Source organism: Halopseudomonas litoralis, from assembly GCF_900105005.1.
Lineage (GTDB): Bacteria > Pseudomonadota > Gammaproteobacteria > Pseudomonadales > Pseudomonadaceae > Halopseudomonas > Halopseudomonas litoralis.
This window is the reverse complement of record NZ_LT629748.1, coordinates 3,783,975-3,809,283: the sequence shown is the minus strand read 5'-3', so window position 1 is coordinate 3,809,283 and position 25,309 is coordinate 3,783,975. Positions and strand designations below refer to the sequence as shown.

General features: G+C 56.7%; 17 protein-coding genes, 6 tRNA genes and 3 rRNA genes. 3 read left to right on the top strand and 23 right to left on the bottom strand.

Annotated features, from left to right (window positions below):
• Positions 1-33: 33 nt before the first annotated feature.
• The 23 genes from rpoB to rpmE all read right to left on the bottom strand — a co-directional run bounded on the left by rpoB (position 34) and on the right by rpmE (position 20,353).
• Complete coding sequence (gene rpoB / locus BLU11_RS18245) at positions 34-4,104, bottom strand: DNA-directed RNA polymerase subunit beta (RefSeq protein ID WP_090275811.1); 4,071 nt, start codon at positions 4,102-4,104, stop codon at positions 34-36.
• Between the two features lie 208 nt (positions 4,105-4,312).
• Entirely contained in the window at positions 4,313-4,684 is a 372-nt protein-coding gene (rplL, locus tag BLU11_RS18240; protein ID WP_090275809.1) for a 50S ribosomal protein L7/L12, read from the bottom strand.
• An 82-nt stretch (positions 4,685-4,766) separates the two neighbouring features.
• Positions 4,767-5,267 carry a 50S ribosomal protein L10 gene (gene rplJ / locus BLU11_RS18235; protein ID WP_090275807.1) on the bottom strand — a complete coding sequence of 167 codons (501 nt, stop codon included), beginning with the start codon at positions 5,265-5,267 and terminating at the stop codon, positions 4,767-4,769.
• A gap of 211 nt (positions 5,268-5,478) precedes the next feature.
• The gene (gene rplA, locus BLU11_RS18230) at positions 5,479-6,171 is read right to left on the bottom strand and encodes a 50S ribosomal protein L1 (protein WP_090275805.1); all 693 of its coding nucleotides are present in this window, start codon (positions 6,169-6,171) and stop codon (positions 5,479-5,481) included.
• Positions 6,172-6,603: a 50S ribosomal protein L11 gene (gene rplK / locus BLU11_RS18225; protein WP_090275803.1), complete on the bottom strand. Its 432-nt coding sequence runs from the start codon at positions 6,601-6,603 to the stop codon at positions 6,172-6,174.
• 116 nt (positions 6,604-6,719) lie between these two features.
• Positions 6,720-7,253, bottom strand: a complete 534-nt coding sequence (gene nusG, locus BLU11_RS18220; protein WP_090275801.1) for a transcription termination/antitermination protein NusG — start codon at positions 7,251-7,253, stop codon at positions 6,720-6,722.
• A 10-nt stretch (positions 7,254-7,263) separates the two neighbouring features.
• Positions 7,264-7,632, bottom strand: coding sequence for a preprotein translocase subunit SecE (gene secE / locus BLU11_RS18215; RefSeq protein WP_090275799.1), 369 nt, complete (start codon positions 7,630-7,632; stop codon positions 7,264-7,266).
• Positions 7,633-7,669: 37 nt separating this feature from the next.
• Positions 7,670-7,745: transfer RNA gene (locus BLU11_RS18210), tRNA-Trp, on the bottom strand.
• Between the two features lie 57 nt (positions 7,746-7,802).
• Positions 7,803-9,002 (bottom strand): elongation factor Tu, encoded by a 1,200-nt coding sequence (tuf, locus tag BLU11_RS18205; protein WP_090275798.1) that lies wholly within the window; start codon positions 9,000-9,002, stop codon positions 7,803-7,805.
• An 84-nt stretch (positions 9,003-9,086) separates the two neighbouring features.
• Positions 9,087-9,162: transfer RNA gene (locus BLU11_RS18200), tRNA-Thr, on the bottom strand.
• Between the two features lie 22 nt (positions 9,163-9,184).
• Positions 9,185-9,258 (bottom strand) — tRNA-Gly (locus BLU11_RS18195).
• Positions 9,259-9,288: 30 nt separating this feature from the next.
• A tRNA-Tyr gene (locus BLU11_RS18190) sits at positions 9,289-9,373 on the bottom strand.
• 143 nt (positions 9,374-9,516) lie between these two features.
• Positions 9,517-10,179 carry an SPOR domain-containing protein gene (locus BLU11_RS18185; protein ID WP_090275796.1) on the bottom strand — a complete coding sequence of 221 codons (663 nt, stop codon included), beginning with the start codon at positions 10,177-10,179 and terminating at the stop codon, positions 9,517-9,519.
• Positions 10,176-10,928, bottom strand: a complete 753-nt coding sequence (locus tag BLU11_RS18180) for a type III pantothenate kinase (protein ID WP_090275794.1) — start codon at positions 10,926-10,928, stop codon at positions 10,176-10,178. The genes BLU11_RS18185 and BLU11_RS18180 overlap by 4 nt, the downstream gene beginning before the upstream one ends.
• Positions 10,918-11,892: a biotin--[acetyl-CoA-carboxylase] ligase gene (locus BLU11_RS18175; RefSeq protein ID WP_090275793.1), complete on the bottom strand. Its 975-nt coding sequence runs from the start codon at positions 11,890-11,892 to the stop codon at positions 10,918-10,920. The genes BLU11_RS18180 and BLU11_RS18175 overlap by 11 nt, the downstream gene beginning before the upstream one ends.
• Positions 11,893-12,046: 154 nt before the next feature.
• Positions 12,047-12,162, bottom strand: a 5S ribosomal RNA gene (rrf, locus tag BLU11_RS18170).
• Between the two features lie 154 nt (positions 12,163-12,316).
• A 23S ribosomal RNA gene (locus tag BLU11_RS18165) occupies positions 12,317-15,208 on the bottom strand.
• 292 nt (positions 15,209-15,500) lie between these two features.
• Positions 15,501-15,576: transfer RNA gene (locus BLU11_RS18160), tRNA-Ala, on the bottom strand.
• A 33-nt stretch (positions 15,577-15,609) separates the two neighbouring features.
• A tRNA-Ile gene (locus BLU11_RS18155) sits at positions 15,610-15,686 on the bottom strand.
• A gap of 109 nt (positions 15,687-15,795) precedes the next feature.
• Positions 15,796-17,332 (bottom strand): 16S ribosomal RNA (locus BLU11_RS18150).
• The 16S, 23S and 5S rRNA genes sit together here with 2 tRNA genes alongside, the layout of an rRNA operon.
• Before the next feature lie 602 nt (positions 17,333-17,934).
• Positions 17,935-19,197: a malic enzyme-like NAD(P)-binding protein gene (locus BLU11_RS18145; RefSeq protein WP_090275790.1), complete on the bottom strand. Its 1,263-nt coding sequence runs from the start codon at positions 19,195-19,197 to the stop codon at positions 17,935-17,937.
• Between the two features lie 144 nt (positions 19,198-19,341).
• Positions 19,342-20,118, bottom strand: a complete 777-nt coding sequence (locus tag BLU11_RS18140) for a thermonuclease family protein (protein ID WP_090275787.1) — start codon at positions 20,116-20,118, stop codon at positions 19,342-19,344.
• Between the two features lie 19 nt (positions 20,119-20,137).
• On the bottom strand, positions 20,138-20,353 hold the full coding sequence (gene rpmE, locus BLU11_RS18135) for a 50S ribosomal protein L31 (protein ID WP_090275785.1): 216 nt from the start codon (positions 20,351-20,353) through the stop codon (positions 20,138-20,140).
• Between the two features lie 221 nt (positions 20,354-20,574).
• Here rpmE and BLU11_RS18130 point away from each other — a divergent pair, with 221 nt between their 5' ends.
• From BLU11_RS18130 to BLU11_RS18120, 3 genes are all read left to right on the top strand, one after another.
• Positions 20,575-22,791, top strand: a complete 2,217-nt coding sequence (locus BLU11_RS18130; RefSeq protein WP_090275782.1) for a primosomal protein N' — start codon at positions 20,575-20,577, stop codon at positions 22,789-22,791.
• Positions 22,792-22,938: 147 nt separating this feature from the next.
• Positions 22,939-24,684 (top strand): arginine--tRNA ligase, encoded by a 1,746-nt coding sequence (gene argS, locus BLU11_RS18125; protein ID WP_090275780.1) that lies wholly within the window; start codon positions 22,939-22,941, stop codon positions 24,682-24,684.
• Between the two features lie 5 nt (positions 24,685-24,689).
• The gene (locus BLU11_RS18120; RefSeq protein WP_090275778.1) at positions 24,690-25,271 is read left to right on the top strand and encodes an SPOR domain-containing protein; all 582 of its coding nucleotides are present in this window, start codon (positions 24,690-24,692) and stop codon (positions 25,269-25,271) included.
• Positions 25,272-25,309: the final 38 nt, after the last annotated feature.

The following is a 25,309-nucleotide window of genomic DNA, read 5'->3' as shown; positions in this document are numbered from 1 at the left end:
AGAAACTCCGCCCGAGACGTGGGCAGTCGATGGTTATTCGGATTCCAGGTCGATGTCGATGGCCAGAGAACGAATCTCCTTGACCAACACGTTGAAGGACTCGGGCATGCCAGCCTCCATGCGATGGTCACCGTCCACGATGTTTTTATACATCTTGGTCCGGCCATTCACGTCATCCGATTTGACAGTCAGCATTTCCTGCAGGGTGTAGGCTGCGCCATAGGCTTCCAGCGCCCAGACCTCCATCTCACCGAAACGCTGTCCGCCGAACTGAGCCTTACCACCCAGCGGCTGCTGTGTTACCAGGCTGTACGAACCGGTCGAGCGGGCGTGCATCTTGTCGTCAACCAAGTGGTTCAGCTTGAGCATGTACATGTAGCCAACGGTGACCGGGCGATCGAAGGTATTACCGGTACGACCGTCAGTCAGACGCATCTGCCCACTGTCCGGCAGGTCCGCCAGGCGCAGCATGTGCTTGACCTCAACTTCTTCGGCGCCGTCGAATACAGCCGTCGCCATCGGCACGCCGGCACGCAGGTTGTTGGCCAGGTCCACGATCTCCTGGTCGCTGAGCGACTCCAGATTCTCCTGGCGACCGCCCACCTTGTTATAGACTTCGTCAAGGAACTCGCGCAGTTCGGCCACCTTGCGCTGCTCTTCCAGCATAAGGTTGATCTTTTCGCCCAAACCCTTGGCCGCGAGGCCCAGGTGGGTTTCCAGGATCTGACCGACGTTCATCCGCGACGGTACACCCAGCGGGTTGAGCACGATATCCACCGGCGTACCGTTCTCATCATGGGGCATGTCTTCGATCGGCATGATGACCGAGATGACACCCTTGTTACCGTGACGACCAGCCATCTTGTCACCGGGCTGGATGCGACGTTTGATAGCCAGGTAGACCTTGACGATCTTCAGTACGCCAGGCGCCAGATCGTCGCCCTGCTGCAGCTTGCGCTTCTTGTCTTCGAACTTCTCATCGAGCAGTTTGCGGCGATCGATGATGTAAGTCTGCGCCAGCTCCAGCTGTTCGTTGAGATGGTCTTCGCTCATGCGCAGCTTGAACCACTGGCCGCGCTCGATACCCTCGAGAATCTCGGCTGTCAGCTCGGTGCCCTTCTTCAGACCGGCACCGCCTTCAGCAGTGTGACCGATCAGCGCAGCGCTCAGACGCTCGAAAGTTGCCGTTTCGATGATCCGGAACTCTTCCTGCAGGTCCTTGCGGATCTCATCCAGCTGTTCTTTCTCGATAGCCAGCGCGCGCGAGTCACGCTCGACGCCGTCACGAGTAAACACCTGAACGTCGATAACCGTGCCCTTGGTGCCAGTCGGCACACGCAGGGAAGTATCCTTGACGTCGGATGCCTTCTCACCAAAGATCGCACGCAGCAGCTTCTCTTCCGGTGTCAGCTGAGTTTCGCCCTTGGGCGTGACCTTGCCGACCAGAATGTCGCCGGTGCCAACTTCCGCACCTACATAAACGATACCGGCTTCATCCAGCTTACCCAGTGCCGCTTCACCGACGTTGGGGATGTCGGAGGTGATTTCCTCTGGCCCCAGCTTGGTGTCACGGGATACGCAGGTCAGTTCCTGGATGTGGATAGTGGTGAATCGATCTTCCTGGACCACACGCTCGGACACGAGGATGGAATCCTCGAAGTTGTAGCCGTTCCAAGGCATGAAGGCTACGCGCATGTTCTGACCCAGGGCCAGCTCACCCATGTCGACGGAAGAACCGTCAGCCAGAATGTCCTTGGCCGTTACCTGCTCACCTTTTTTCACCAGCGGACGCTGGTTGATGCAGGTGTTCTGGTTGGAACGGGTGTACTTGGTCAGGGTGTAGATATCCACCCCGGCCTCACCGGCCTCGACTTCGTCGTCATTGACCCGTACAACGATACGGCTGGCATCGACAGAGTCGATGACCCCGCCGCGGCGTGCGGTCACACAAACACCGGAGTCGCGGGCAACGTTGCGCTCCATGCCGGTTCCCACCAACGGCTTCTCCGCACGCAGTGTCGGGACGGCCTGACGCTGCATGTTGGAACCCATGAGTGCGCGGTTGGCATCATCGTGCTCGAGGAACGGAATCAACGAGGCTGCCACGGACACGACCTGACGCGGCGACACGTCCATCAGGGTCACATCTTCCGGCGCCTTGACGGTGAATTCGTTCATGTGGCGAACGGTTACCAGCTCTTCAACCAGGCGGCCGTCGCGAACTTCGGCGCTGGCCTGGGCGATCACATGATCAGATTCTTCAATGGCCGACAGGAACACGATCTCGTCGGTCACCACCGCATCCTTGACGCGACGATACGGACTTTCCAGGAAGCCGTATTCGTTGGTACGCGCATAGGTGGCCAGCGAGTTGATCAGACCGATGTTCGGGCCTTCCGGGGTTTCGATCGGACATACACGACCATAGTGGGTCGGGTGTACGTCACGCACTTCGAAGCCGGCACGCTCGCGGGTCAGACCGCCTGGCCCAAGCGCAGATACACGACGCTTGTGCGTGATCTCGGACAGCGGGTTGTTCTGGTCCATGAACTGGGACAGCTGGCTGGAACCGAAGAACTCCTTCACTGCCGCCGCAACCGGCTTGGCATTGATCAGATCCTGCGGCATGAGGCCTTCGCTTTCGGCCATGGACAGACGTTCTTTGACCGCACGCTCAACACGTACCAGACCCACACGGAACTGGTTCTCGGCCATTTCGCCGACGGAGCGGATACGACGGTTGCCCAAGTGGTCGATATCATCCACCACGCCCTTGCCGTTACGGATATCAACCAGGGTCTTGAGCACCTCGATGATATCTTCCTTGCTCAGCACACCAGGCCCTTCGATCTCTTCACGACCGATGCGGCGGTTGAACTTCATCCGGCCAACGGCAGACAGATCATAGCGATCGCTGCTGAAGAACAGATTGCTGAACAGGGTTTCGGCAGCATCCTTGGTTGGCGGCTCGCCAGGACGCATCATCCGATAGATTTCCACCAACGCTTCGAGCTGGGTGGTGGTATTGTCGATGCGCAGGGTGTCAGAGATGAACGGACCGCAATCGATGTCGTTGGTATACAACGTCTCGATGTGGTCAACCTGAGCTTTGAGCAACTTGTCGATCAGGTCGGCAGTCACCTCAGCGTTGCCGTCAACGAGGATTTCGCCGGTGGCTGGGTGTACCACGGTTTTGGCGATGGTACGACCGATCAGATAGTCATACGGCACTTCCAGGCTATTGATGCCAGCCTTTTCCAACTGATTGATGTGGCGCGCGGTAACCCGGCGGCCTTTCTCGACAATCACCTTGCCTTTGCCATCGGTGATATCGATGGTGGCGATCTCACCGCGCAGACGCTGCGGCACAAGCTCCAGCTGCAGACTTTCGCCATGCACTTCGAACTTGTTGGTGTCATAGAAAATGTCGAGAATCTCTGCAGTCTGATAACCCAGCGCGCGAAGCAGCACAGACGCCGGCAGCTTGCGACGACGGTCGATACGGACGAACACCGCATCTTTGGGGTCAAACTCGAAGTCCAGCCACGACCCGCGGTAGGGAATCACGCGAGCGGAATACAGCAGCTTGCCGGAGCTATGCGTCTTGCCACGATCATGGTCGAAGAACACACCCGGGCTGCGATGCAGCTGGGACACGATCACACGCTCGGTACCGTTGATAACGAAAGTACCGTTCTCAGTCATCAGGGGTATTTCACCCATGTAGACTTCCTGCTCCTTGATGTCCTTGATCGCCTTGCTTGCGGATTCGCGATCAAAGATGATCAGGCGCACTTTCACCCGCAGCGGGACCGCATAGGTCACACCGCGCAGCACGCATTCCTTGACATCGAAAGCCGGCTCACCTAACCGGTAACCGACATACTCGAGCGCCGCATTACCGGAATAGCTGATAATGGGGAAGACAGATTTGAAGGCCGCGTGCAGACCGATATCACGAACGTTGTCCTTGCCTGCGTCGGCCTGCAGGAACTCCCGGTAGGAATCCAGCTGAATCGCCAGCAGATAAGGCACATCCATCACATGCGGCAGTTTGCCAAAGTCCTTGCGGATACGTTTTTTCTCAGTATATGAGTAAGCCATCAGCGTTCCCCAGCTTGGTCACCTGCTTGATTGGCTCCCCCTGAAGGGAAAGCCTGAAAATGCTTGCAAGACCTCGTCTTGCTCACTCTCTTGGAGTGGATCCGTTACAACCCGATCTCAGGCTGTAACGGAAAAAGGCCGGTGGCACACAGGCCACCAGCCATCAATCTGACTATTGATCAGATTGTCGACGCAAGGTCGCGCAAGCTTACTTGAGCTCGACCGTTGCACCAGCCTCTTCCAGCGTCTTCTTCGCTGCTTCGGCTTCATCCTTGGAAACGCCTTCCTTAACGGTAGCAGGAGCGCCGTCAACCATAGCCTTGGCTTCTTTCAGGCCCAGACCGGTCAGCTCACGTACTGCCTTGATGGCGTTAACTTTCTTCTCGCCAGCAGCGGTCAGAATGACGTTGAATTCGGTTTGCTCTTCAGCGGCAGCAGCGCCACCAGCAGCCGGGCCAGCTGCAACAGCAGCAGCGGCGGAAACGCCAAACTTCTCTTCCATTGCGCTGATCAGTTCAACAACCTGCATAACGGACATTTCGGATACTGCGTTGATGATATCTTCGTTGGTCAGAGCCATGACTCTATATTCCTGTATTGGGGGACGCCCCTTGGGGTCGTCAAAACATTAAAAGCAAACGAATGAAGCGCTAGCGGTCCAATCAGGCCGCCTCGGCTTCCTTCTGATCGCGGACAGCAGCCAAAGTACGAACGAACTTGCTGGTAGCGCCTTGAATCACGCTCATCAGCTGGCTGATCGCCTCGTCGTAAGTCGGCAGTGTGGCCAGTTTGTCGATCTGATCAGCTGCAAGGTAATTGCCTTCAAACGCGGCTGCCTTGATCTGGAACGCGTCCTGGCCCTTGGCGAATTCCTTGAACAAACGAGCGGCGGCGCCCGGGTGTTCGCTGGAAAACGCGATAAGGGTTGGACCAACAAAGACGTCGTTCAGGCACTCATACTCGGTACCTTCAACAGCACGACGCAGCAGAGTATTACGCACAACACGTACGTACACACCAGCTTCGCGAGCGTCTTTGCGCAGACCAGTCATGGCAGCTACGCCTACACCGCGGGCATCAGCCACAACGGCAGACAGCGCACCTTTGGCAGCTTCGTTGACTTCAGCGACGATGGCCTTTTTGTCTTCGAGCTTAATTGCCACGGGTTCTACTCCTGGATTTACCATTGATCGCCCTGGGGCGATATGTTTTGGTGTCTGATCCAGCCTGCACTGAATCGTGAGCACCATCTGCGTAGGCCTGAGGACCGCTCCCCGATTTGAGGCTTTCGCCACCTACGGTCTTGGATAGCCCCCAACCGGCAGGGACCCCAATAATGGACGCGCCGGCAAAGGCGCGTCGTTAAATCAATACTCAGTTCAGCGCAGAGTGATCAACCTGGATGCCCGGGCCCATGGTGGTGCTCAGGGAAACGCGCTGCAGGTAGATACCCTTGGAGGTGGACGGCTTGGCCTTTCTCAGGTCCGCCAGAAGCGCCTCAACGTTCTCTTTCAGCTTGAGCGGCTCGAAACCGACCTTGCCTACGGAGCAATGAATGATGCCGTTCTTGTCGGTGCGGTAGCGAACCTGACCGGCCTTGGCATTTTTCACTGCGGTGCCAACATCAGCGGCAACCGTGCCAACTTTGGGGTTCGGCATCAGGCCACGCGGGCCCAACAGCTGACCCAGCTGACCAACAACGCGCATCGCGTCTGGGGAGGCGATGACGACATCGTAGTTCAGGTCACCGGCCTTCATTTCAGCGGCCAGATCATCCATGCCTACCTTGTCAGCGCCCGCAGCCAGAGCGGCTTCAGCATTGGCGCCCTGGGTGAACACCGCAACGCGAACGGTCTTGCCGGTGCCGTGGGGCAGCAGAGTTGCGCCACGAACGACCTGGTCAGATTTGCGTGGGTCAACGCCCAGATTAACGGCAACGTCGACAGATTCGACGAACTTGACGCTGGAAACCTCGGCCAGCAGGGCTGCAGCTTCTTCAAAGCTGTAAACCTTATTGCTATCAACTTTCTCGTTGATGGCTTTTTGACGCTTGGTCAACTTGGACATTTACACACCCTCCACGGTCAGACCCATGCTACGGGCGGAGCCCGCGATGGTGCGTACAGATGCTTCCAGATCAGCAGCAGTCAGATCGGCCTGCTTGATGTTGGCGATCTCTTCGATCTGAGCGCGAGTAACCGTGCCCACTTTCTGGCTGTTCGGGCGAGCCGAGCCGCCCTTGACGCCAGCTGCTTTCATCAACAGCACAGCTGCAGGCGTACTCTTGGTTTCAAAAGTGAAGCTGCGATCGCTGTAAACAGTAATGATCACAGGAGTCGGCAGACCCGGCTCAACGCCCTGAGTCTTGGCGTTGAATGCCTTGCAGAACTCCATGATGTTCACACCGTGCTGACCCAGGGCCGGACCTACCGGCGGACTCGGGTTAGCCTGACCGGCCTTGACTTGCAGCTTGATATAAGCCTGAATCTTCTTTGCCATTCTCGTTCTCCAATGGGTAATAGCGCCTTGCGGCTCCCCGTCTTAATATAATGCCCACTGACAACAAAACCCCGCACTGCCATTCGGCATTGCAGGGTTCAGGTGGGCGATTGAACTCAGCCTTTTTCGACCTGACTGAATTCGAGCTCCACTGGCGTGGGGCGACCAAAAATGAGAACAGCCACCTGAACACGGCTTTTCTCATAATTAACTTCTTCAACAACACCATTGAAATCGGCGAATGGACCGTCAGTAACCCTGACCACTTCACCCGGTTCGAACAGTGTCTTCGGCTTGGGCTTGTCGCTACCGTCAGCCACGCGACGCAGAATAGCTTCAGCCTCGCGATCAGTAATCGGTGCAGGCTTATCAGCAGTACCGCCGATAAAGCCCAGTACGCGAGAGGTATCCTTGACCAGATGCCAGGTCCCTTCGTTCATTTCCATCTGAACCAGAACATAGCCAGGAAAGAATTTTCGCTCACTCTTGCGCTTCTGTCCGTTGCGCATCTCCACCACCTCTTCGGTGGGGACAAGAATGTCGCCGAATTGCTCTTCCATTCCGGCCAGCTTGACGCGCTCCTGGAGCGAGCGCATTACATGCTTTTCGAATCCGGAGTATGCATGAATGACGTACCAACGCTTAGACACGGAGCACCCTTTAGCCGATGAACTTAGAAATAATCCAACCCAGAAGGGTATCGAGTCCCCAGAGGATCAGGGCCATGACCAGGACAACTGCAACAACAATGAGCGTTGTCTGAGTGGTTTCCGTACGAGTTGGCCAAACGACCTTGCGGATCTCGATGCGCGCTTCTTTGAGCAGCGCCCAGAAGGCCTTGCCTTTTTCGGTTTGCAGGGCCACAAAGCCCGTAACCAAGCCGAGCGCAACCAGCGCCACGGCACGATACAAAACAGATTCAGCTGCGAAATAATGATTACCGTATACGCCGACAAAAACGAGTATAGCTACGGCGATCCACTTGAGGACATCTAAGCGGCCGTCGTTAGTCGCTGCCTTGGTGCTCATCAATCGTAAAATCCTGTTTTGTCTTTGCCAGATAATCTGGCAGGCCAGGAGGGAATCGAACCCCCAACCTGCGGTTTTGGAGACCGCCGCTCTGCCAATTGAGCTACTGGCCTGTAATCGCAGTTGAGCCGGCAATGATACCGGCTCAACAGTTCAAGATCAATTACTAATTAAGCAATGATCTTGGCAACCACGCCGGCGCCAACGGTACGACCACCTTCGCGAATCGCGAAGCGCAGGCCGTCTTCCATGGCGATCGGAGCGATCAGCGTAACGTCCAGTTTGACGTTATCGCCAGGCATGACCATTTCCACGCCTTCAGGCAGTTCGCAGGAACCAGTCACGTCTGTGGTCCGGAAGTAGAACTGCGGACGATAGCCCTTGAAGAACGGAGTGTGACGGCCGCCTTCATCCTTGCCCAGCACGTACACTTCAGCTTCGAACTGAGTGTGCGGCTTGATGGTGCCCGGCTTGGCCAGAACCTGACCACGCTCTACGTCTTCACGCTTGGTGCCACGCAGCAGGACGCCGACGTTCTCACCAGCACGACCTTCGTCGAGCAGCTTGCGGAACATTTCAACACCAGTACAAGTGGTCTTGACGGTATCTTTGATACCAACGATTTCCACTTCTTCCTGGATACGCACGATGCCGCGCTCTACACGACCAGTCACAACAGTACCGCGACCGGAAATGGAGAATACGTCTTCGATCGGCATCAGGAACGGCTTGTCGATGGCACGCTCAGGCTCAGGGATGTAGGCATCCAGAGTCTCGACCAGAGTTTTGACGGCGGTAGTGCCCATGCCGTTGTCGTCCTGACCGTTCAGCGCCATCAGCGCGGAACCGATGATGATCGGAGTGTCGTCACCGGGGAAGTCGTAAGTGCTCAGCAGATCGCGCACTTCCATCTCAACCAGCTCCAGCAGCTCCTCATCATCAACCATGTCGGCCTTGTTCAGGAACACGACGATGTAAGGAACGCCAACCTGACGGGACAACAGGATGTGCTCGCGAGTCTGCGGCATGGGGCCGTCAGCAGCGGAACAGACCAGAATAGCGCCGTCCATCTGGGCAGCACCGGTGATCATGTTCTTGACGTAGTCAGCGTGACCCGGGCAGTCAACGTGCGCGTAGTGACGAGTCGGGGAATCATACTCAACGTGCGACGTGTTGATGGTGATACCACGAGCCTTCTCTTCCGGCGCGTTGTCGATCTGATCATAGCCCTTGGAAGAACCGCCGCTACCGAATACTTCGGCGCATACACGGGTCAGAGCAGCGGTCAGAGTGGTTTTGCCATGGTCAACGTGACCGATGGTGCCCACGTTCAGGTGCGGTTTGCTGCGTTCGAACTTCTCTTTAGCCATCGAGAGATCCCCTATGCTGAGTGCAATGCGCGAGTCACGCGACCATTAAATAAAAGGCAGATATTTGCATATCTGCCTTGATACTGGAGCTCATGAGCGGATTTGAACCGCTGACCTCACCCTTACCAAGGGTGTGCTCTACCAACTGAGCTACATGAGCTTATACCATTGCATCACCGGACTGGAGCGGGTAGCGGGAATCGAACCCGCACCATCAGCTTGGAAGGCTGAGGTTCTACCGTTGAACTATACCCGCCAGGAGCAACTTGCCCGGCAATACTAAATCTGGTGGAGGGAGAAGGATTCGAACCTTCGAAGGCTAAGCCGTCAGATTTACAGTCTGATCCCTTTGACCGCTCGGGAACCCCTCCGTAAAAGAGGCGCCATTTTCATCAGTTGGCGCCGCCCTGTCAACACTTTTCTTAGAAAAAACCGCAACTTGAACAGTTTTCAGAGCTACTTGCATCACAGCAGACTGCCGGCTATCCGAAGGCTTGCTGGAGCGGCGGCCATTCTAGGGTATGCGCCCAGCGTTGGCAACACCCCTGCACGGCTCGTACTGGTGCTGTAGACCCGGAAAGTCGACTCGCAGGCGCGTAAGCATCGCCTGATCCACCAAGCGCCTGGCTTTGCTACCGACCTCTATCACGAACTGCTGATCCTTCTTGCTCAGCGGGTGTATCCGCACGTCATGCCCCAACTGTTGCAGCTGCTCCTGCCTGACTTGCGCATAATCCTCACGGGAAAACACACCCAACGAGAGATTGCCGCCCATCTCACCCCGCGTGATGAGAAAACTGTCTATCCCTTGCTCCTGGAGGGCCGACAACTGGATGAGCGCATGACGCTCGCCACCTACTACCCGCATGACCAACCAGTAATCCGTACCAGAGATGACTTCGCGGATCTGCAGCTCGGAATGAATATCCAGCGCAAGCAATCGCTGCCGCAACTGATCTGCCGTTGCCCTCACGCTGAATTTGCCAAGAGTCACACACAGGCCCACCTCATCGGGCGGCGGCACGGGTGTGCTTGGCTGAGGTGACTGCACGACCGGGTTCGCAGAGACCGGGGGAGCCGTCTGCATCGTCGGCGGACTACCGCCCGGACTGCCCTGCAACTGCCACAGGGCGTACAGGATATTCAGCAATACCAGCGACAGGAACAGATACCTCACGGCCCGTAATCCATGGGGCAGGCCAGAGCCAGGCCGCGAAAAACCAGATCGCCGATCACCTGGCTTCCCGCCGGCAATACGTCCTTCATGCCTGCCGCATCGCCCCCGGTGAGAATGATCGCAGGGTTGTCGCCCAACAGCTGTTGCGCAATACGCAATTGCTCACGCACGAAGCCCGACAACATGAGCTCACAGCCAAACTCTACTGCCTCCGCGGTACTGGTTCCGGGCTGCGGAACACGCAGATCGCCATGTACGCTGTCGTCGTAGCGGATCAACCGGGTATGACTCAACAGACTGCCACGCAGCAACTTGCTACCCGGGGCAATATAACCACCAAGGTGACGACCTTCTGCATCCACAAAGTCGGTGGTCACCGCCGTACCCAGGTCGATCACCACACAGGCACGCCCACACAGGTGATAGCCCGCCACCAGGGCCAGCCAGCGATCCATGCCCAACCGTGTCGCATCGGCGTAGCCATTGTACACCCCCGCCAACGCTGTTCCGGGCCGAGCCAGCATCGGATGACGTTTGAGCCAGCTGGTCAGCTGATCCAGAATCACCTGCGTTTCTTCTTCGGAACGCACGCTGACCAGGCGGCAGCCATGAATCTCGCGCTCCTGGCCGCCGAGCAAACGCTGCAGCTCGACCAGGTCTGGCGCCATATCACCGTCCCTGACACGCCCCTCACGATCCAGCAAACGCCATTTGATCAGCGTGTTCCCGCAATCCAGTTCAAGAATCATGCTTTAGCCTCAGGCTCACCTCGCCGCCATTGAGCAGCACCTCGCCATCGACCGTTCCCAACCTTAGAGCCCCCCGAGCATCTACGCCGAGCTCTACACCTTCGATGGAAGTCGTCCCGGATCGCACACATACCGGCAAACCCCGCCAAGCATCGCGTCGCTCCCACGCATTCACATAAGGCGCAAAGCCTTCTGCGCGAAAGGCCTCCACAGCCGACAGCAGACGTCGAATAAACTCGGCGATGAGAAGATTGCGATTCAGGGTTCCGCCTTGACGGGAAAGCAGCAGCGAAGTCCAAGCCTGATCAATGGCGGCATCGGCATCATTCATCAGGACGTTTACCCCCACCCCGATGACCGCCACGCAGTCAGAAGTCAGGTCACCGGCAATCTCAATCAGAATACCGGCAAGCTTGCGTCCATCAAGCAGAACATCATTTGGCCATTTCAAGGCGCAGCCACTGAAACCGCCGGCCTCGAGAGTCTCCACCAACACCAGCCCGACCAGCAAACTCAGCCCTTCAAGCCGCTGCGCTCCGCCGCTGAAGGGCAGTGCCAACGAGAGGTAGATATTCTGACCATAAGGACTCACCCAATCCCGGCCGCGCCGCCCCTTTCCCGCCGATTGCTGCTCCGCAATACAAGCCAGAGGACGCGGGTTGTCCATGGACAGTCGGCTCATCAGTTGAGCATTGGTCGAGTCAACCGTACCCAGCAACTGCCATTGGATGTCCGCTCCAGGCTCGCCGGGGAAGGCAGAAATTATCTCATCCAGGTTCAGCAGGGTAGCACCCCGGGGAACGCGATAACCCTTGCCCCGTACACGCTGGATCGGGTAACCGTCCTCTTCCAGACGTCTCAATGACTTCCAGACCGCCGCCCGACTGACACCCAGCGTCTTGCCCAGGCTTTCACCAGAATGAAACTGCCCATCGGACATCATCTTTAATAACGCAGCTAGCATGGCGTGTCGATCGTTGGAAATGAACTGCGCATGATAACGCTCTGGAGAGGCTTTATGAATGGAAATGTAACAACGGAAGAGGCCGGCGAGCGGTCATGAGCTGATCGTCAGACATAAAAAAACCCCGCCATATGGCGGGGTTCTTCTATTAAGCGCTTGACGATGACCTACTCTCACATGGGGAAACCCCACACTACCATCGGCGATGCATCGTTTCACTGCTGAGTTCGGAATGGGATCAGGTGGTTCCAATGCTCTATGGTCGTCAAGCAATTCGTTGCTGTGCGTTTGTCAGTCCACACGGCGTAAAGGGTGGGAAAAGTGATAGTTGTTTATCAGACAAGGTTAAGGACTTGCAATCTCCTGCAGTTCCAGACTGTCGTTCAATGCGTCAAGCCATAGGCCCAAATTGTTTGGGTGTTATATGGTCAAGCCACACGGGCAATTAGTACTGGTTAGCTCAACGCCTCACAGCGCTTACACACCCAGCCTATCAACGTCGTAGTCTTCGACGGCCCTTCAGGGGGATCAAGTCCCCGGTGAGATCTCATCTTGAGGCAAGTTTCCCGCTTAGATGCTTTCAGCGGTTATCTTTTCCGAACGTAGCTACCCGGCAATGCCACTGGCGTGACAACCGGAACACCAGAGGTTCGTCCACTCCGGTCCTCTCGTACTAGGAGCAGCCCCTCTCAAATCTCAAACGTCCACGGCAGATAGGGACCGAACTGTCTCACGACGTTCTAAACCCAGCTCGCGTACCACTTTAAATGGCGAACAGCCATACCCTTGGGACCGGCTTCAGCCCCAGGATGTGATGAGCCGACATCGAGGTGCCAAACACCGCCGTCGATATGAACTCTTGGGCGGTATCAGCCTGTTATCCCCGGAGTACCTTTTATCCGTTGAGCGATGGCCCTTCCATACAGAACCACCGGATCACTAAGACCTACTTTCGTACCTGCTCGACGTGTTGGTCTCGCAGTCAAGCGCGCTTTTGCCTTTATACTCTACGCACGATTTCCGACCGTGCTGAGCGCACCTTCGTACTCCTCCGTTACTCTTTAGGAGGAGACCGCCCCAGTCAAACTACCCACCATACACTGTCCTCGATCCGGATAACGGACCAGAGTTAGAACCTCAAAGTTGCCAGGGTGGTATTTCAAGGTTGGCTCCACGCGAACTGGCGTCCACGTTTCACAGCCTCCCACCTATCCTACACAAGCAAATTCAAAGTCCAGTGCAAAGCTATAGTAAAGGTTCACGGGGTCTTTCCGTCTAGCCGCGGATACACTGCATCTTCACAGCGATTTCAATTTCACTGAGTCTCGGGTGGAGACAGCGCCGCCATCATTACGCCATTCGTGCAGGTCGGAACTTACCCGACAAGGAATTTCGCTACCTTAGGACCGTTATAGTTACGGCCGCCGTTTACCGGGGCTTCGATCAAGAGCTTCGCCGAAGCTAACCCCATCAATTAACCTTCCGGCACCGGGCAGGCGTCACACCCTATACGTCCACTTTCGTGTTTGCAGAGTGCTATGTTTTTAATAAACAGTTGCAGCGGCCTGGTATCTTCGACCAGCCAGAGCTTACGGAGCAAGTCCTTCACCCTAGCCGGCGCACCTTCTCCCGAAGTTACGGTGCCATTTTGCCTAGTTCCTTCACCCGAGTTCTCTCAAGCGCCTTGGTATTCTCTACCTGACCACCTGTGTCGGTTTGGGGTACGATTTCTGGTTACCTGAAGCTTAGAGGCTTTTCCTGGAAGCATGGCATCAACCACTTCTCCTTCTAAAAAGAAGGATCGTCATCAGTTCTCGGCCTTGAGATCCCGGATTTACCTGAGATCTCAGCCTACCACCTTAAACACGGACAACCAACGCCGTGCTGGCCTAGCCTTCTCCGTCCCCCCATCGCAGTAACCAGAAGTACGGGAATATTAACCCGTTTCCCATCGACTACACCTTTCGGTCTCGCCTTAGGGGTCGACTCACCCTGCGTCGATTAACGTTGCGCAGGAACCCTTGGTCTTCCGGCGTGGGAGTTTTTCACTCCCATTGTCGTTACTCATGTCAGCATTCGCACTTCTGATACCTCCAGCCAACTTCTCAATTGACCTTCACAGGCTTACAGAACGCTCCTCTACCGCACATCCTAAGATGCACCCGTAGCTTCGGTGTATGGTTTGAGCCCCGTTACATCTTCCGCGCAGGCCGACTCGACTAGTGAGCTATTACGCTTTCTTTAAAGGATGGCTGCTTCTAAGCCAACCTCCTAGCTGTCTAAGCCTTCCCACATCGTTTCCCACTTAACCATAACTTTGGGACCTTAGCTGACGGTCTGGGTTGTTTCCCTTTTCACGACGGACGTTAGCACCCGCCGTGTGTCTCCCGTGCTCTGCACTCACTGGTATTCGGAGTTTGCATGGGGTTGGTAAGTCGGGATGACCCCCTAGCCCAAACAGTGCTCTACCCCCAGTGGTGATACACGAGGCGCTACCTAAATAGCTTTCGAGGAGAACCAGCTATCTCCGAGCTTGATTAGCCTTTCACTCCTATCCACAAGTCATCCGCTAACTTTTCAACGGTAGTCGGTTCGGTCCTCCAGTGCCTGTTACGGCACCTTCAACCTGCCCATGGATAGATCGCCCGGTTTCGGGTCTATACCCAGCAACTAAACGCCCTATTAAGACTCGGTTTCCCTACGCCTCCCCTAGACGGTTAAGCTCGCTACTGAATATAAGTCGCTGACCCATTATACAAAAGGTACGCAGTCACCGAACAAGTCGGCTCCCACTGCTTGTACGCATACGGTTTCAGGATCTATTTCACTCCCCTCACAGGGGTTCTTTTCGCCTTTCCCTCACGGTACTGGTTCACTATCGGTCAGTCAGGAGTATTTAGCCTTGGAGGATGGTCCCCCCATGTTCAGTCAACGTTTCACGTGCGCCGACCTACTCGATTTCACGGCAAAGAGTCTTTCGTGTACGGGGCTATCACCCACTATGGCCGCCTTTCCCACAGCGTTCCACTAGACTCAATACCGCTTAAGGGCTGCTCCCCGTTCGCTCGCCACTACTTGGGGAATCTCGGTTGATTTCTTTTCCTCCGGGTACTTAGATGTTTCAGTTCCCCGGGTTCGCCTCACACACCTATGTATTCAGTGTGTGATACCCAGCTTATGCTGGGTGGGTTTCCCCATTCAGATATCTCCGGATCAAAGGTCGTTTGCCACCTCCCCGAAGCTTTTCGCAGGCTACCACGTCTTTCATCGCCTCTGACTGCCAAGGCATCCACCGTATGCGCTTATTCACTTGACCATATAACCCCAAACAATCTGCTTGCGCTGATCGCTTGCTGCCATACGTCTTGACATGATTTCACGACAATCCGGAACTTGCACTTGAGATCACAAGTTACCTTAGCCATAACGTGTGCAGTGAAACACCCGTTATGTCTTGTCTACTTCTATCACTTTTCCACATTGTTAAAGAGCGACTGATCAAAGATCAGACATCAATCATCCCATCATAAACCTGCGGGATAATTCATGTATGAACTCTTATCGAGTACCGGCGATGTTGGTCAATCTTCCAAGCCTGCATGCTGACCTGGTGGAGCCAAGCGGGATCGAACCGCTGACCTCCTGCGTGCAAGGCAGGCGCTCTCCCAGCTGAGCTATGGCCCCGTTCAGACCTGACGAATCTGACACCTCGATAATTGGTGGGTCTGGGCAGATTCGAACTGCCGACCTCACCCTTATCAGGGGTGCGCTCTAACCAACTGAGCTACAGACCCAATTATCTCGGGCTGCCACCGTTGCTGCTTGGAGTACAGGCCCAATCGCCTTTCTTTCGGAATCAAGTAATTCGTGTGAGTGCTTGAAAAACAGAGGTGATCTTTCGATTAAGGAGGTGATCCAGCCGCAGGTTCCCCTACGGCTACCTTGTTACGACTTCACCCCAGTCATGAATCACACCGTGGTAACCGTCCTCCCGAAGGTTAGACTAGCTACTTCTGGTGCAACCCACTCCCATGGTGTGACGGGCGGTGTGTACAAGGCCCGGGAACGTATTCACCGTGGCATTCTGATCCACGATTACTAGCGATTCCGACTTCATGGAGTCGAGTTGCAGACTCCAATCCGGACTACGAGAGACTTTATGGGATTAGCTCCACCTCGCGGCTTGGCAACCCTTTGTATCCCCCATTGTAGCACGTGTGTAGCCCTGGCCGTAAGGGCCATGATGACTTGACGTCATCCCCACCTTCCTCCGGTTTGTCACCGGCAGTCTCCTTAGAGTGCCCACCATAACGTGCTGGTAACTAAGGACAAGGGTTGCGCTCGTTACGGGACTTAACCCAACATCTCACGACACGAGCTGACGACAGCCATGCAGCACCTGTGTCTGAGTTCCCGAAGGCACCAATCCATCTCTGGAAAGTTCTCAGCATGTCAAGGCCAGGTAAGGTTCTTCGCGTTGCTTCGAATTAAACCACATGCTCCACCGCTTGTGCGGGCCCCCGTCAATTCATTTGAGTTTTAATCTTGCGACCGTACTCCCCAGGCGGTCAACTTAGTGCGTTAGCTGCGCCACTAAGAACTCAAGGTTCCCAACGGCTAGTTGACATCGTTTACGGCGTGGACTACCAGGGTATCTAATCCTGTTTGCTCCCCACGCTTTCGCACCTCAGTGTCAGTATCAGTCCAGGTAGTCGCCTTCGCCACTGGTGTTCCTTCCTATATCTACGCATTTCACCGCTACACAGGAAATTCCACTACCCTCTACCGTACTCTAGTTCAGCAGTTATGAAAGCAGTTCCCAGGTTGAGCCCGGGGATTTCACACCCATCTTACTGAACCACCTACGCGCGCTTTACGCCCAGTAATTCCGATTAACGCTTGCACCCTCTGTATTACCGCGGCTGCTGGCACAGAGTTAGCCGGTGCTTATTCTGTCGGTAACGTCAAAGTTGCAGCGTATTAAGCTACAACCCTTCCTCCCAACTTAAAGTGCTTTACAATCCTAAGACCTTCTTCACACACGCGGTATGGCTGGATCAGGCTTTCGCCCATTGTCCAATATTCCCCACTGCTGCCTCCCGTAGGAGTCTGGACCGTGTCTCAGTTCCAGTGTGACTGATCATCCTCTCAGACCAGTTACGGATCGCGGCCTTGGTGAGCCATTACCTCACCAACAAGCTAATCCGACCTGGGCTCATCTGATAGCGCAAGGTCCGAAGATCCCCTGCTTTCTCCCGTAGGACGTATGCGGTATTAGCGTTCGTTTCCGAACGTTATCCCCCACTACCAGGCAGATTCCCAGGCATTACTCACCCGTCCGCCGCTAAATCAGGGAGCAAGCTCCCGTCATCCGCTCGACTTGCATGTGTTAGGCCTACCGCCAGCGTTCAATCTGAGCCATGATCAAACTCTTCAGTTAAAATACTGATTGGGTTTTGAGAAAACCCTAAACTTGGCTCAGCCGTACAAAAAATTCTATAAACTCGATGAATTCACAGAGTAACTTGCTTAGGCTGATAATCTTGCGATCATCTCTCCATTGAGCAAGCACCCACACGAATTACTTGATTCCAATTTGTTAAAGAGCGATTCGGTCTGCGTTTCCGCTTAACCAAGGCCGCGCATTCTACGCTAACCTTCTGATCTGTCAAGCGTTTTTTGTGAGGCTTTTCAGCGCTGCACCGCTTGGCACATCGGCCTGGAACGCTGCTGCTGTTCCGGGCCAGGGAGGCGCATTCTACAGGAGTAACCCCCCTTGTCAACGCCTTCCTGAAATTCCTTTCCCACCCTGAAGAAGCGATCAAACCGGCCTCTTCAGTGAGCGGCGCATTCTACGCCGTTTCGCTTGCCTGTCAACCCCCAAGTTATCGCTAACTTATTGATTGGCCTGGGCTTTTTTCAAAGCACCGCGGCTTGCGAGGGGCGAATTATAGACCCCTCAGCTTTTCCGTCAAGGGGTTTATTACATAAATATTGCGGCCAACAAAAACCCTGCACAAGCGCAGGGTTTTTTACATCCAATCAGAAACAGTCTTCAACCGACTTCAAGGGGTAGTGCGCCGGGTAAGGCAAGCGCGCAACACCACTATCAATAGCTGCCTGAGCAACTGCCGCCGGCACCTTCTCGATCAAACGCACATCCATGGGCTTGGGAATGATGTATTCACGACCAAACTCCAGCCCCACTCCACCGTAGGCCGCCAACACGTAGTCCGGCACCGGCTCTTTAGCCAGCTCGCGGATGGCGTGAACCGCAGCCATCTTCATCTCTTCATTAATGCGAGTGGCACGCACATCCAGAGCACCACGGAAGATGAAAGGAAAACCAAGCACGTTGTTAACCTGGTTAGGATAGTCAGAACGACCAGTCGCCATGATCACGTCCGGACGGGAAGCGTGAGCCAGCTCGGGACTGATCTCGGGATCCGGGTTGGAGCAGGCGAAGACAATCGGGTTTTCAGCCATCAACTTCAGCTCGGCCGGCTGCAGCAGATCCGGGCCAGACAGGCCGACAAATACATCAGCACCCTTCATGGCGTCAGACAATGTGCGCTTGTCGGTTTCCGAGGCAAAGATAGCCTTGTGTTCGTTCAGGTCATCACGACCGGAGTGAATGACACCCTTGCGGTCAAGCATGGAAATGTTTTCAATGGTCGCACCCAAGCTGACCAACAGCTTCATGCAGGCGGTCGCTGCAGCACCGGCGCCCAGACAAACGATTTTCGCATCTTCCAGCTTCTTGTCGGCCAACTCCAGAGCGTTGATCATGGCCGCAGCGGTAACGATGGCAGTACCGTGCTGATCATCGTGGAAAACCGGAATATCGCACTGCTCGATCAAGGCACGCTCGATCTCAAAGCACTCAGGTGCCTTGATGTCTTCGAGGTTGATGCCGCCGAAAGTGCAGGAAATACGCTTGACCGTGTCAATAAAAGCCTGCGGGCTTTCAGCTTCGACTTCGATATCAAACACATCGACGCCAGCAAAGCGCTTGAACAGCACACCCTTGCCTTCCATTACCGGCTTCGAAGCCAGCGGCCCCAGATTCCCGAGCCCAAGAATGGCGGTACCGTCGGAGATCACCGCAACCAGGTTGCCCTTGCCGGTGTACTTGTAGGCGTTATCCAGATCCTTGGCGATTTCGCGTACAGGCTCTGCCACACCCGGACTGTAAGCCAGCGCCAGATCGCGCGCAGTGGCAGTAGGCTTAGTCAGCTCGACGCTCAGCTTGCCCGGACGGGGGCTGGCGTGATATTCGAGCGCATCAGTTCTCAGATCAGACATGATTACGTTTCCGGTCAGGTTGCTTATTATATTGCGGACGACTGAGAATACAGAAAAGCCCCACCCCTCACAAGATCATTCAGGAGGTCTATTGCGCGGACCACCGGCGGCAACTGGGAGCGCTTCTTCTTCGATCTGCAGCAATCATTCAAAACTTACCATGCGCGGCTCGAGCAATGGCAGCATGAAGCGCTTATGACTGTGGCGCCGGGCTTGGCGGTCCACTATCCAGCCACGCACTTCCAACTGCCGACTCTTCCAGCTGCTGAGCTCCCCAAAGCGCTGACTCTCAGCTGCCGGCAGGCGCAGCGTCAATGGCCCGTCCAGCTCAACCCAGACATAACGGCCGGCGCGCTCTATCGTGACTACCCGCCCGCGTATCAGATGAAAGCCACCCTCCTGCAAGTCCGCCGCGCGCGTCACCGGCGCCTGGCCCCATACACCCACACGCTCGCTCCGAGCCAGAGCCTCCTGCTCCAGATGACAGTCAAACAGTGTCAGATTGGGTGCAATACCGATCGCAAATCCCATGCCGACCCGCAGCAATTGCGCTTCAATATTGGCGCCCCGCGCATCAAACAGGTGCCCCAGCGTGCGACCGTAATGGTCCTTTGGGTCTTTACCTACCATCAAACGCAACCCAGCTTCACCAACCAGCCGCTCGAGCTCGGCTCTGGCCTTTTGCGCATAAGGCTCGGAAGCCCTGCCACGGCGTCCGATTTCCGGAGCGTTTATTCCTATCAGGCGAACCCGCCTGCCGTCGACCAACTCCAGAGTATCGCCATCGATGACGTAGCGACTGATAACCAGTTCGCCCGCGCCAGGCTGAATGCAATTGCCGGCGAATACCGGACCCACCAACATCCAGACAATAAAAAAGGCGCCCCATCGGGACGCCTTTTGCGAAACGGACAATGCCATCAAGGTGGCCTGCCGGATCTTACTTCTTGCTGCTGACAGCACCGAAACGCTGATTGAAGCGCTCGATACGGCCGCCGGTGTCCAGAACTTTCTGTTTACCGGTGTAGAACGGGTGGCATGCAGAGCACACGTCCAGATAGATACCCTTGCCCAGGGTGGAGCGGGTCTTGATGACGTTACCGCAACCACAGGTGGCTTCGATTTCTTCGTACGCAGGATGCAAATCAGCTTTCATGGGTGATTCCTCGGTTTTGTGTGCCGCCACCGGACCAACCTGATCAGGCACCGCACTGGATAATGCTACCCGGCATCGAATAAACGAACGGACCGGAAAATAGGCCGGCGATAATAACAGAATTCCACTGTCACGCAAGCACTTCGCATACTTGGAGGGAGCCTCTGCATATCACTTCGGGCAATGCTACTATCAGCAGCTTGTCAGCACAGGACGCCGTAGTGTCAGGACCGATTATTCAGGTTGCCCTTCCTTCGCCCTTGCGCCGTCTATTCGACTATCGCGCTCCGGCAGGCCTGCGCATGGATGCTCTGCAAGTGGGCCTGCGCGTAAGGGTACCTTTTGGCAATCGCCAGATGGTCGGTCTGATTGCCGCCATCAGCGAACATTCGAATGTTCCGGCGAGCAAACTCAAACGCGCCAGCGAACTGATTGATCACTCCCCCTTGCTGCCCGAAAGCCTCTGGAAACTCTGCATCTGGACCTCCAGCTATTATCAACATGGCCTTGGCGACACCCTGAGTAGCGCCTTGCCCGTGTTGCTGCGTCGTGGCGAACCAGCTCTGGCCCGACAGGACTTGCTCTGGCAGTTGCTGCCGGGTGCCTATCCAGAGCACCCGGCTATCAGCCGCGCGCCGAAGCAGAAGGAAGCGGTTCAGGTGCTGGCCAGACACCCCCACGGTCTGTCCCACGCCCTCATCAATCAATTGGGGCTGACCCGCGACGCACTCGAATCCCTCGAGCGCAAAGGCCTGGCGCAACGGATCAGTCAGTCACCGCACCATATCAGCGAGCCACAGCCTTTATTAAGGGAAACACCGCTGACCGCCAATGAGGAGCAACAGGCGGCACTGGACGCCATTCTCGCCGCCGAAGGATTCAACGTCTGGTTGCTGGAAGGCGTTACCGGCAGCGGCAAGACCGAGGTCTATCTGCAAGCGATAGAGCACTGTCTGCAGCAGAGCCGTCAGGCGCTGGTGTTGATTCCCGAAATCGGCCTGACCCCGCAGACCCTTGAACGCTTCCGACGCCGCTTCAACGTCCCGGTGGCGATCCTGCATTCGGGACTGAACGACCGCGAACGCCTCGACGCCTGGATTGCCGCCCGCGAGGGTGAGGCTGGTATCGTCATAGGTACGCGCTCGGCCATTTTCACCCCATTGGCGCGGCCGGGCCTGATCATTGTCGATGAAGAGCATGACCTGTCCTATAAACAGCAGGATGGCCTGCGTTATAACGCCCGGGATCTTGCGGTCTATCGCGCTCACCTGGAGCAGGTGAGCATCGTCCTGGGCTCCGCCACGCCGTCCTTCGAAACATTGCATAACGTGCAGCCCGGACGCTATCAGCGACTGCGCCTGACCCAGCGGGCCGGCAATGCCAGTCCGCCGACCTTCCAATGCCTGGATATTCGCAGCCGACCACTGGAGGGGGGCATGTCGCGCCCGCTGATCCAGCTGATGGGCGAACATCTGCGCCAGGGCAACCAGGCGCTGGTATTCATCAACCGTCGCGGTTTTGCGCCGACGCTGATGTGCCATGACTGCGGCTGGATGGCCGAATGTCGGCGCTGCGATGCACGAATGACGCTGCATCAATCACCCGCACAACTGCACTGCCACCACTGCGGCAGCCAGCGCAGCGTCGATCGCAGCTGCCCCAAATGCCAGTGCCAGGACCTGCGCCCCATTGGCGCTGGAACCGAGCGTACCGAAGAACACCTGATCAATTGCTTTCCGGACTTCCCGGTACTGCGCATCGACCGCGATACCATGACCCGCAAACAGGCCATGCAGAGCATGCTCGCCCGCATCCAGAGTGGCGAACCCTGTCTGCTGGTCGGCACGCAGATGCTTGCCAAAGGGCACCATTTCCCCGATGTCACTCTGGTAGCCATTCTCGACGCTGACGGCGGCCTGTTTTCCACCGACTTCCGTGGTCCCGAGCGCATGGCGCAATTGATCATTCAGGTGGCCGGGCGTGCCGGGCGCGCAGAGAAGCCCGGCCAGGTACTGATCCAGACGCATATGGCCGAACACCAGCTGCTGCTGGACCTGACCGAACATGATTACAGCCGCTTTGCCGAACGCGAGCTGGCCGCTCGCGCCACGGCACAGCTGCCGCCCTACAGCTTCATGGCGTTACTGCGCGCCGAGTCCAATTCGTCGGCGCAGACCCATCAGTTTCTCGACGAAGCCTGTGAACTGGCCGAACAACTTACCGCCAGTCTCGGCGTCACAGGTGTCGAGCTGCTTGGTCCGGTGCCGTCGCCGATGGAGCGCCGCGCCGGCCGCCATCGCGCGCAACTGCTGGTGCTGGCGGGGCAGCGCTCAACCCTGCATCAGTTGTTGCACAGCTGGTTGTCAGCGCTGGAGCAACATCCCCTGGCACGCCGCGTGCGCTGGTCGATTGATGTCGATCCATTGGACATGTTTTAGAGAGCCCTGAAAACGACTACGCTCGGTCATGCTGCGCCTCTGGAAGCACTCTAAGGACTATTGCCGGACAGAGAGATTTGGCAAGCAGCCTGTTAAGTCGGATAATGTCGGGTTTTCCACAGGCCGTTGCCGGATACTCCACTACTTATGAAAAACCTGATCAGCCAGCTGCTTGCCGAAGCCGTCAGCATCCTGCAGAACCAAGGCGTACTGCCCAGCGATATCACCCCCAGCATTCAGGTGGAAACCGCCCGGGACAAGAGCCACGGGGACTTTGCCAGCAACCTGGCGATGATGCTGGCCAAACCCGCCCGCATGAAGCCACGCGATCTGGCCGAGCAGTTGGTTGCCGCACTACCGCAAAACGCCGCGGTAGCAGAGGTCAGCATCGCCGGGCCCGGCTTTATCAACTTCTTCCAGGCGCGCGACTGGCTGGCAGCACAACTGCAGAAGGCGCTGGATGCTCCACAACTGAATGTTCCGCAGGCCGCTCCCGCCAAGCGCGTGGTCGTGGATTACTCCTCCCCCAACCTGGCCAAGGAAATGCACGTCGGCCATCTGCGCTCGACCATCATCGGCGACGCCGTGGCGCGGGTACTGGAGTTTCTCGGACACCAGGTCATACGCCAGAACCACGTTGGCGACTGGGGCACCCAGTTCGGCATGCTGCTGGCCTATCTGGAAGAGAACAGCGTGGCCGCTGAAGCCGAGCTGGGCGATCTGGAAAACTTCTACCGCCAGGCCAAGAAGCGCTTCGATGAAAGCGAAGAATTCGCCAACCGCGCCCGTGAACAGGTGGTCCAGCTGCAGGCCGGTGATCCGCAGTGTCTGGCGCTATGGAATCGTTTCAATAGCATTTCTTTGGGCCATTGCCAGGCAATCTATGACCGCCTTGGCGTCAGTCTGACGCCCGCCGATGTGCGTGGTGAAAGCGCCTACAATGACCAGCTTGCCGATGTGGTCGACAGCCTGCAGCAGGCCGGTCTACTGACCGAAAGCGACGGCGCCCGCTGCGTGTTCCTCGATGAGTTCAAGACCAGCGAAGACAAACCCCTGCCGGTGATCGTGCAAAAGGCCGGCGGCGGTTATCTGTATGCGACCACGGATCTGGCCGCCATGCGATATCGTCACCAGGTACTGCAGGCCGACCGGGTACTGTATTTTGTCGATCAGCGCCAGGCCCTGCATTTCCAGCAGGTGTTCGCGGTAGCACGCAAGGCCGGTTTCGTAGCGCAGGACATGCAACTGGAACATATGGGCTTCGGCACCATGAACGGCGCCGATGGCAAACCCTTCAAGACCCGCGACGGCGGCACGGTCAAACTGATCGACCTGTTGAACGAAGCCGAGCAGCGCGCCTACCAACTGGTAGCGCAGAAGAACCCCGAGCTCGATACCGGAGAGCTGCAGCAGATTGCCCGCGCGGTCGGTATCGGCGCGGTCAAGTATGCGGACCTGTCCAAGCACCGCAGCAGCGATTACAACTTCAACTTCGAACAGATGCTCAGCTTTGAAGGTAATACCGCGCCCTACCTGATGTACGCCTACACCCGTGTGGCCAGCGTGTTCCGCAAGATCGATCGCAACATGTCGCAGCTGGACGATCTGGCACCGCTGGTACTGCAGGAGGCCGCCGAAGTTGATCTGGCAGCTCATCTCGCGCAATTCGGCGGCTTGCTGGAATACGTGGCGCGCGAAGGCACACCACACTCGCTGTGTCACTATCTGTACGAACTGGCCGGCCGCTTCTCCAGCTTCTATGAAAACTGCCCGATCCTGGCCGCTGCCGAGCCCGCGCAACGAGACAGCCGTCTGCGTCTGGCTGCGCTGACTGGACGCACCCTGCAACAAGGCCTTAACCTGCTCGGCATCACCACTCTGGAGCGCATGTAAGTCGCATGGCCAAAGCACGCAAAACACCCCGTCGCGGCGCCAGCCGCGCCCGGTCCAAACCCGGTCGGCGCGTACCCGCCTGGCTGATTGCCGTGTGCGGGTTGGTGCTGGGGCTGTTCATCGCCTTTCTGTTCCAGCTGGAACCCGGCCGCGACACGGTGAAGCGCAGTACCGCGCCGCCCCAACCAACTACCCCACCGGCACCGGCGAAACCCGCCGGCCCCAGCTATGACTTCTATACCCTGCTGCCCGAATCGGAAGTAGTGGTACCCAAACCGCGCCCGGAGCCACCCCCACCGCCTGCGCCCAAGCCGCCGCCCGCAGCCAAGCCCGAGTCCAGCACTCGCTATTACCTGCAGGCCGGCTCATTTCGTCAGCGCAGCGAAGCGGACCGGGTGCGTGCACAGATCATCCTGATGGGCCTGGATGCCCGGTTGGAAGATGCCAAGCTGGCCAACGGCGAAACCTGGCACCGAGTACAGGTCGGACCTTTTGCCGACCAGAGCAAAAGGACCCAGGCCGAACAGACCTTGTCCGGCAACGGCTTCAACAATCTGCTCCGCCAGCAACGCACCACCACACCCTGATGCTCCAACCATCGGCAGCATTGGCTGCCGATATCTTG

Coding starts and splice junctions, on each gene's coding strand:
- BLU11_RS18175 (WP_090275793.1), bottom strand. CDS start 11,892: ATGCTAGCTGCGTTATTAAAGATGATGTCCGATGGGCAGTTTCATTCT.
- BLU11_RS18145 (WP_090275790.1), bottom strand. CDS start 19,197: ATGTCTGATCTGAGAACTGATGCGCTCGAATATCACGCCAGCCCCCGT.
- rpmE (WP_090275785.1), bottom strand. CDS start 20,353: ATGAAAGCTGATTTGCATCCTGCGTACGAAGAAATCGAAGCCACCTGT.
- secE (WP_090275799.1), bottom strand. CDS start 7,632: ATGAGCACCAAGGCAGCGACTAACGACGGCCGCTTAGATGTCCTCAAG.
- BLU11_RS18180 (WP_090275794.1), bottom strand. CDS start 10,928: ATGATTCTTGAACTGGATTGCGGGAACACGCTGATCAAATGGCGTTTG.
- rplL (WP_090275809.1), bottom strand. CDS start 4,684: ATGGCTCTGACCAACGAAGATATCATCAACGCAGTATCCGAAATGTCC.
- tuf (WP_090275798.1), bottom strand. CDS start 9,002: ATGGCTAAAGAGAAGTTCGAACGCAGCAAACCGCACCTGAACGTGGGC.
- argS (WP_090275780.1), top strand. CDS start 22,939: ATGAAAAACCTGATCAGCCAGCTGCTTGCCGAAGCCGTCAGCATCCTG.
- BLU11_RS18140 (WP_090275787.1), bottom strand. CDS start 20,118: ATGGCATTGTCCGTTTCGCAAAAGGCGTCCCGATGGGGCGCCTTTTTT.
- BLU11_RS18120 (WP_090275778.1), top strand. CDS start 24,690: ATGGCCAAAGCACGCAAAACACCCCGTCGCGGCGCCAGCCGCGCCCGG.
- rplA (WP_090275805.1), bottom strand. CDS start 6,171: ATGTCCAAGTTGACCAAGCGTCAAAAAGCCATCAACGAGAAAGTTGAT.
- rpoB (WP_090275811.1), bottom strand. CDS start 4,104: ATGGCTTACTCATATACTGAGAAAAAACGTATCCGCAAGGACTTTGGC.
- rplK (WP_090275803.1), bottom strand. CDS start 6,603: ATGGCAAAGAAGATTCAGGCTTATATCAAGCTGCAAGTCAAGGCCGGT.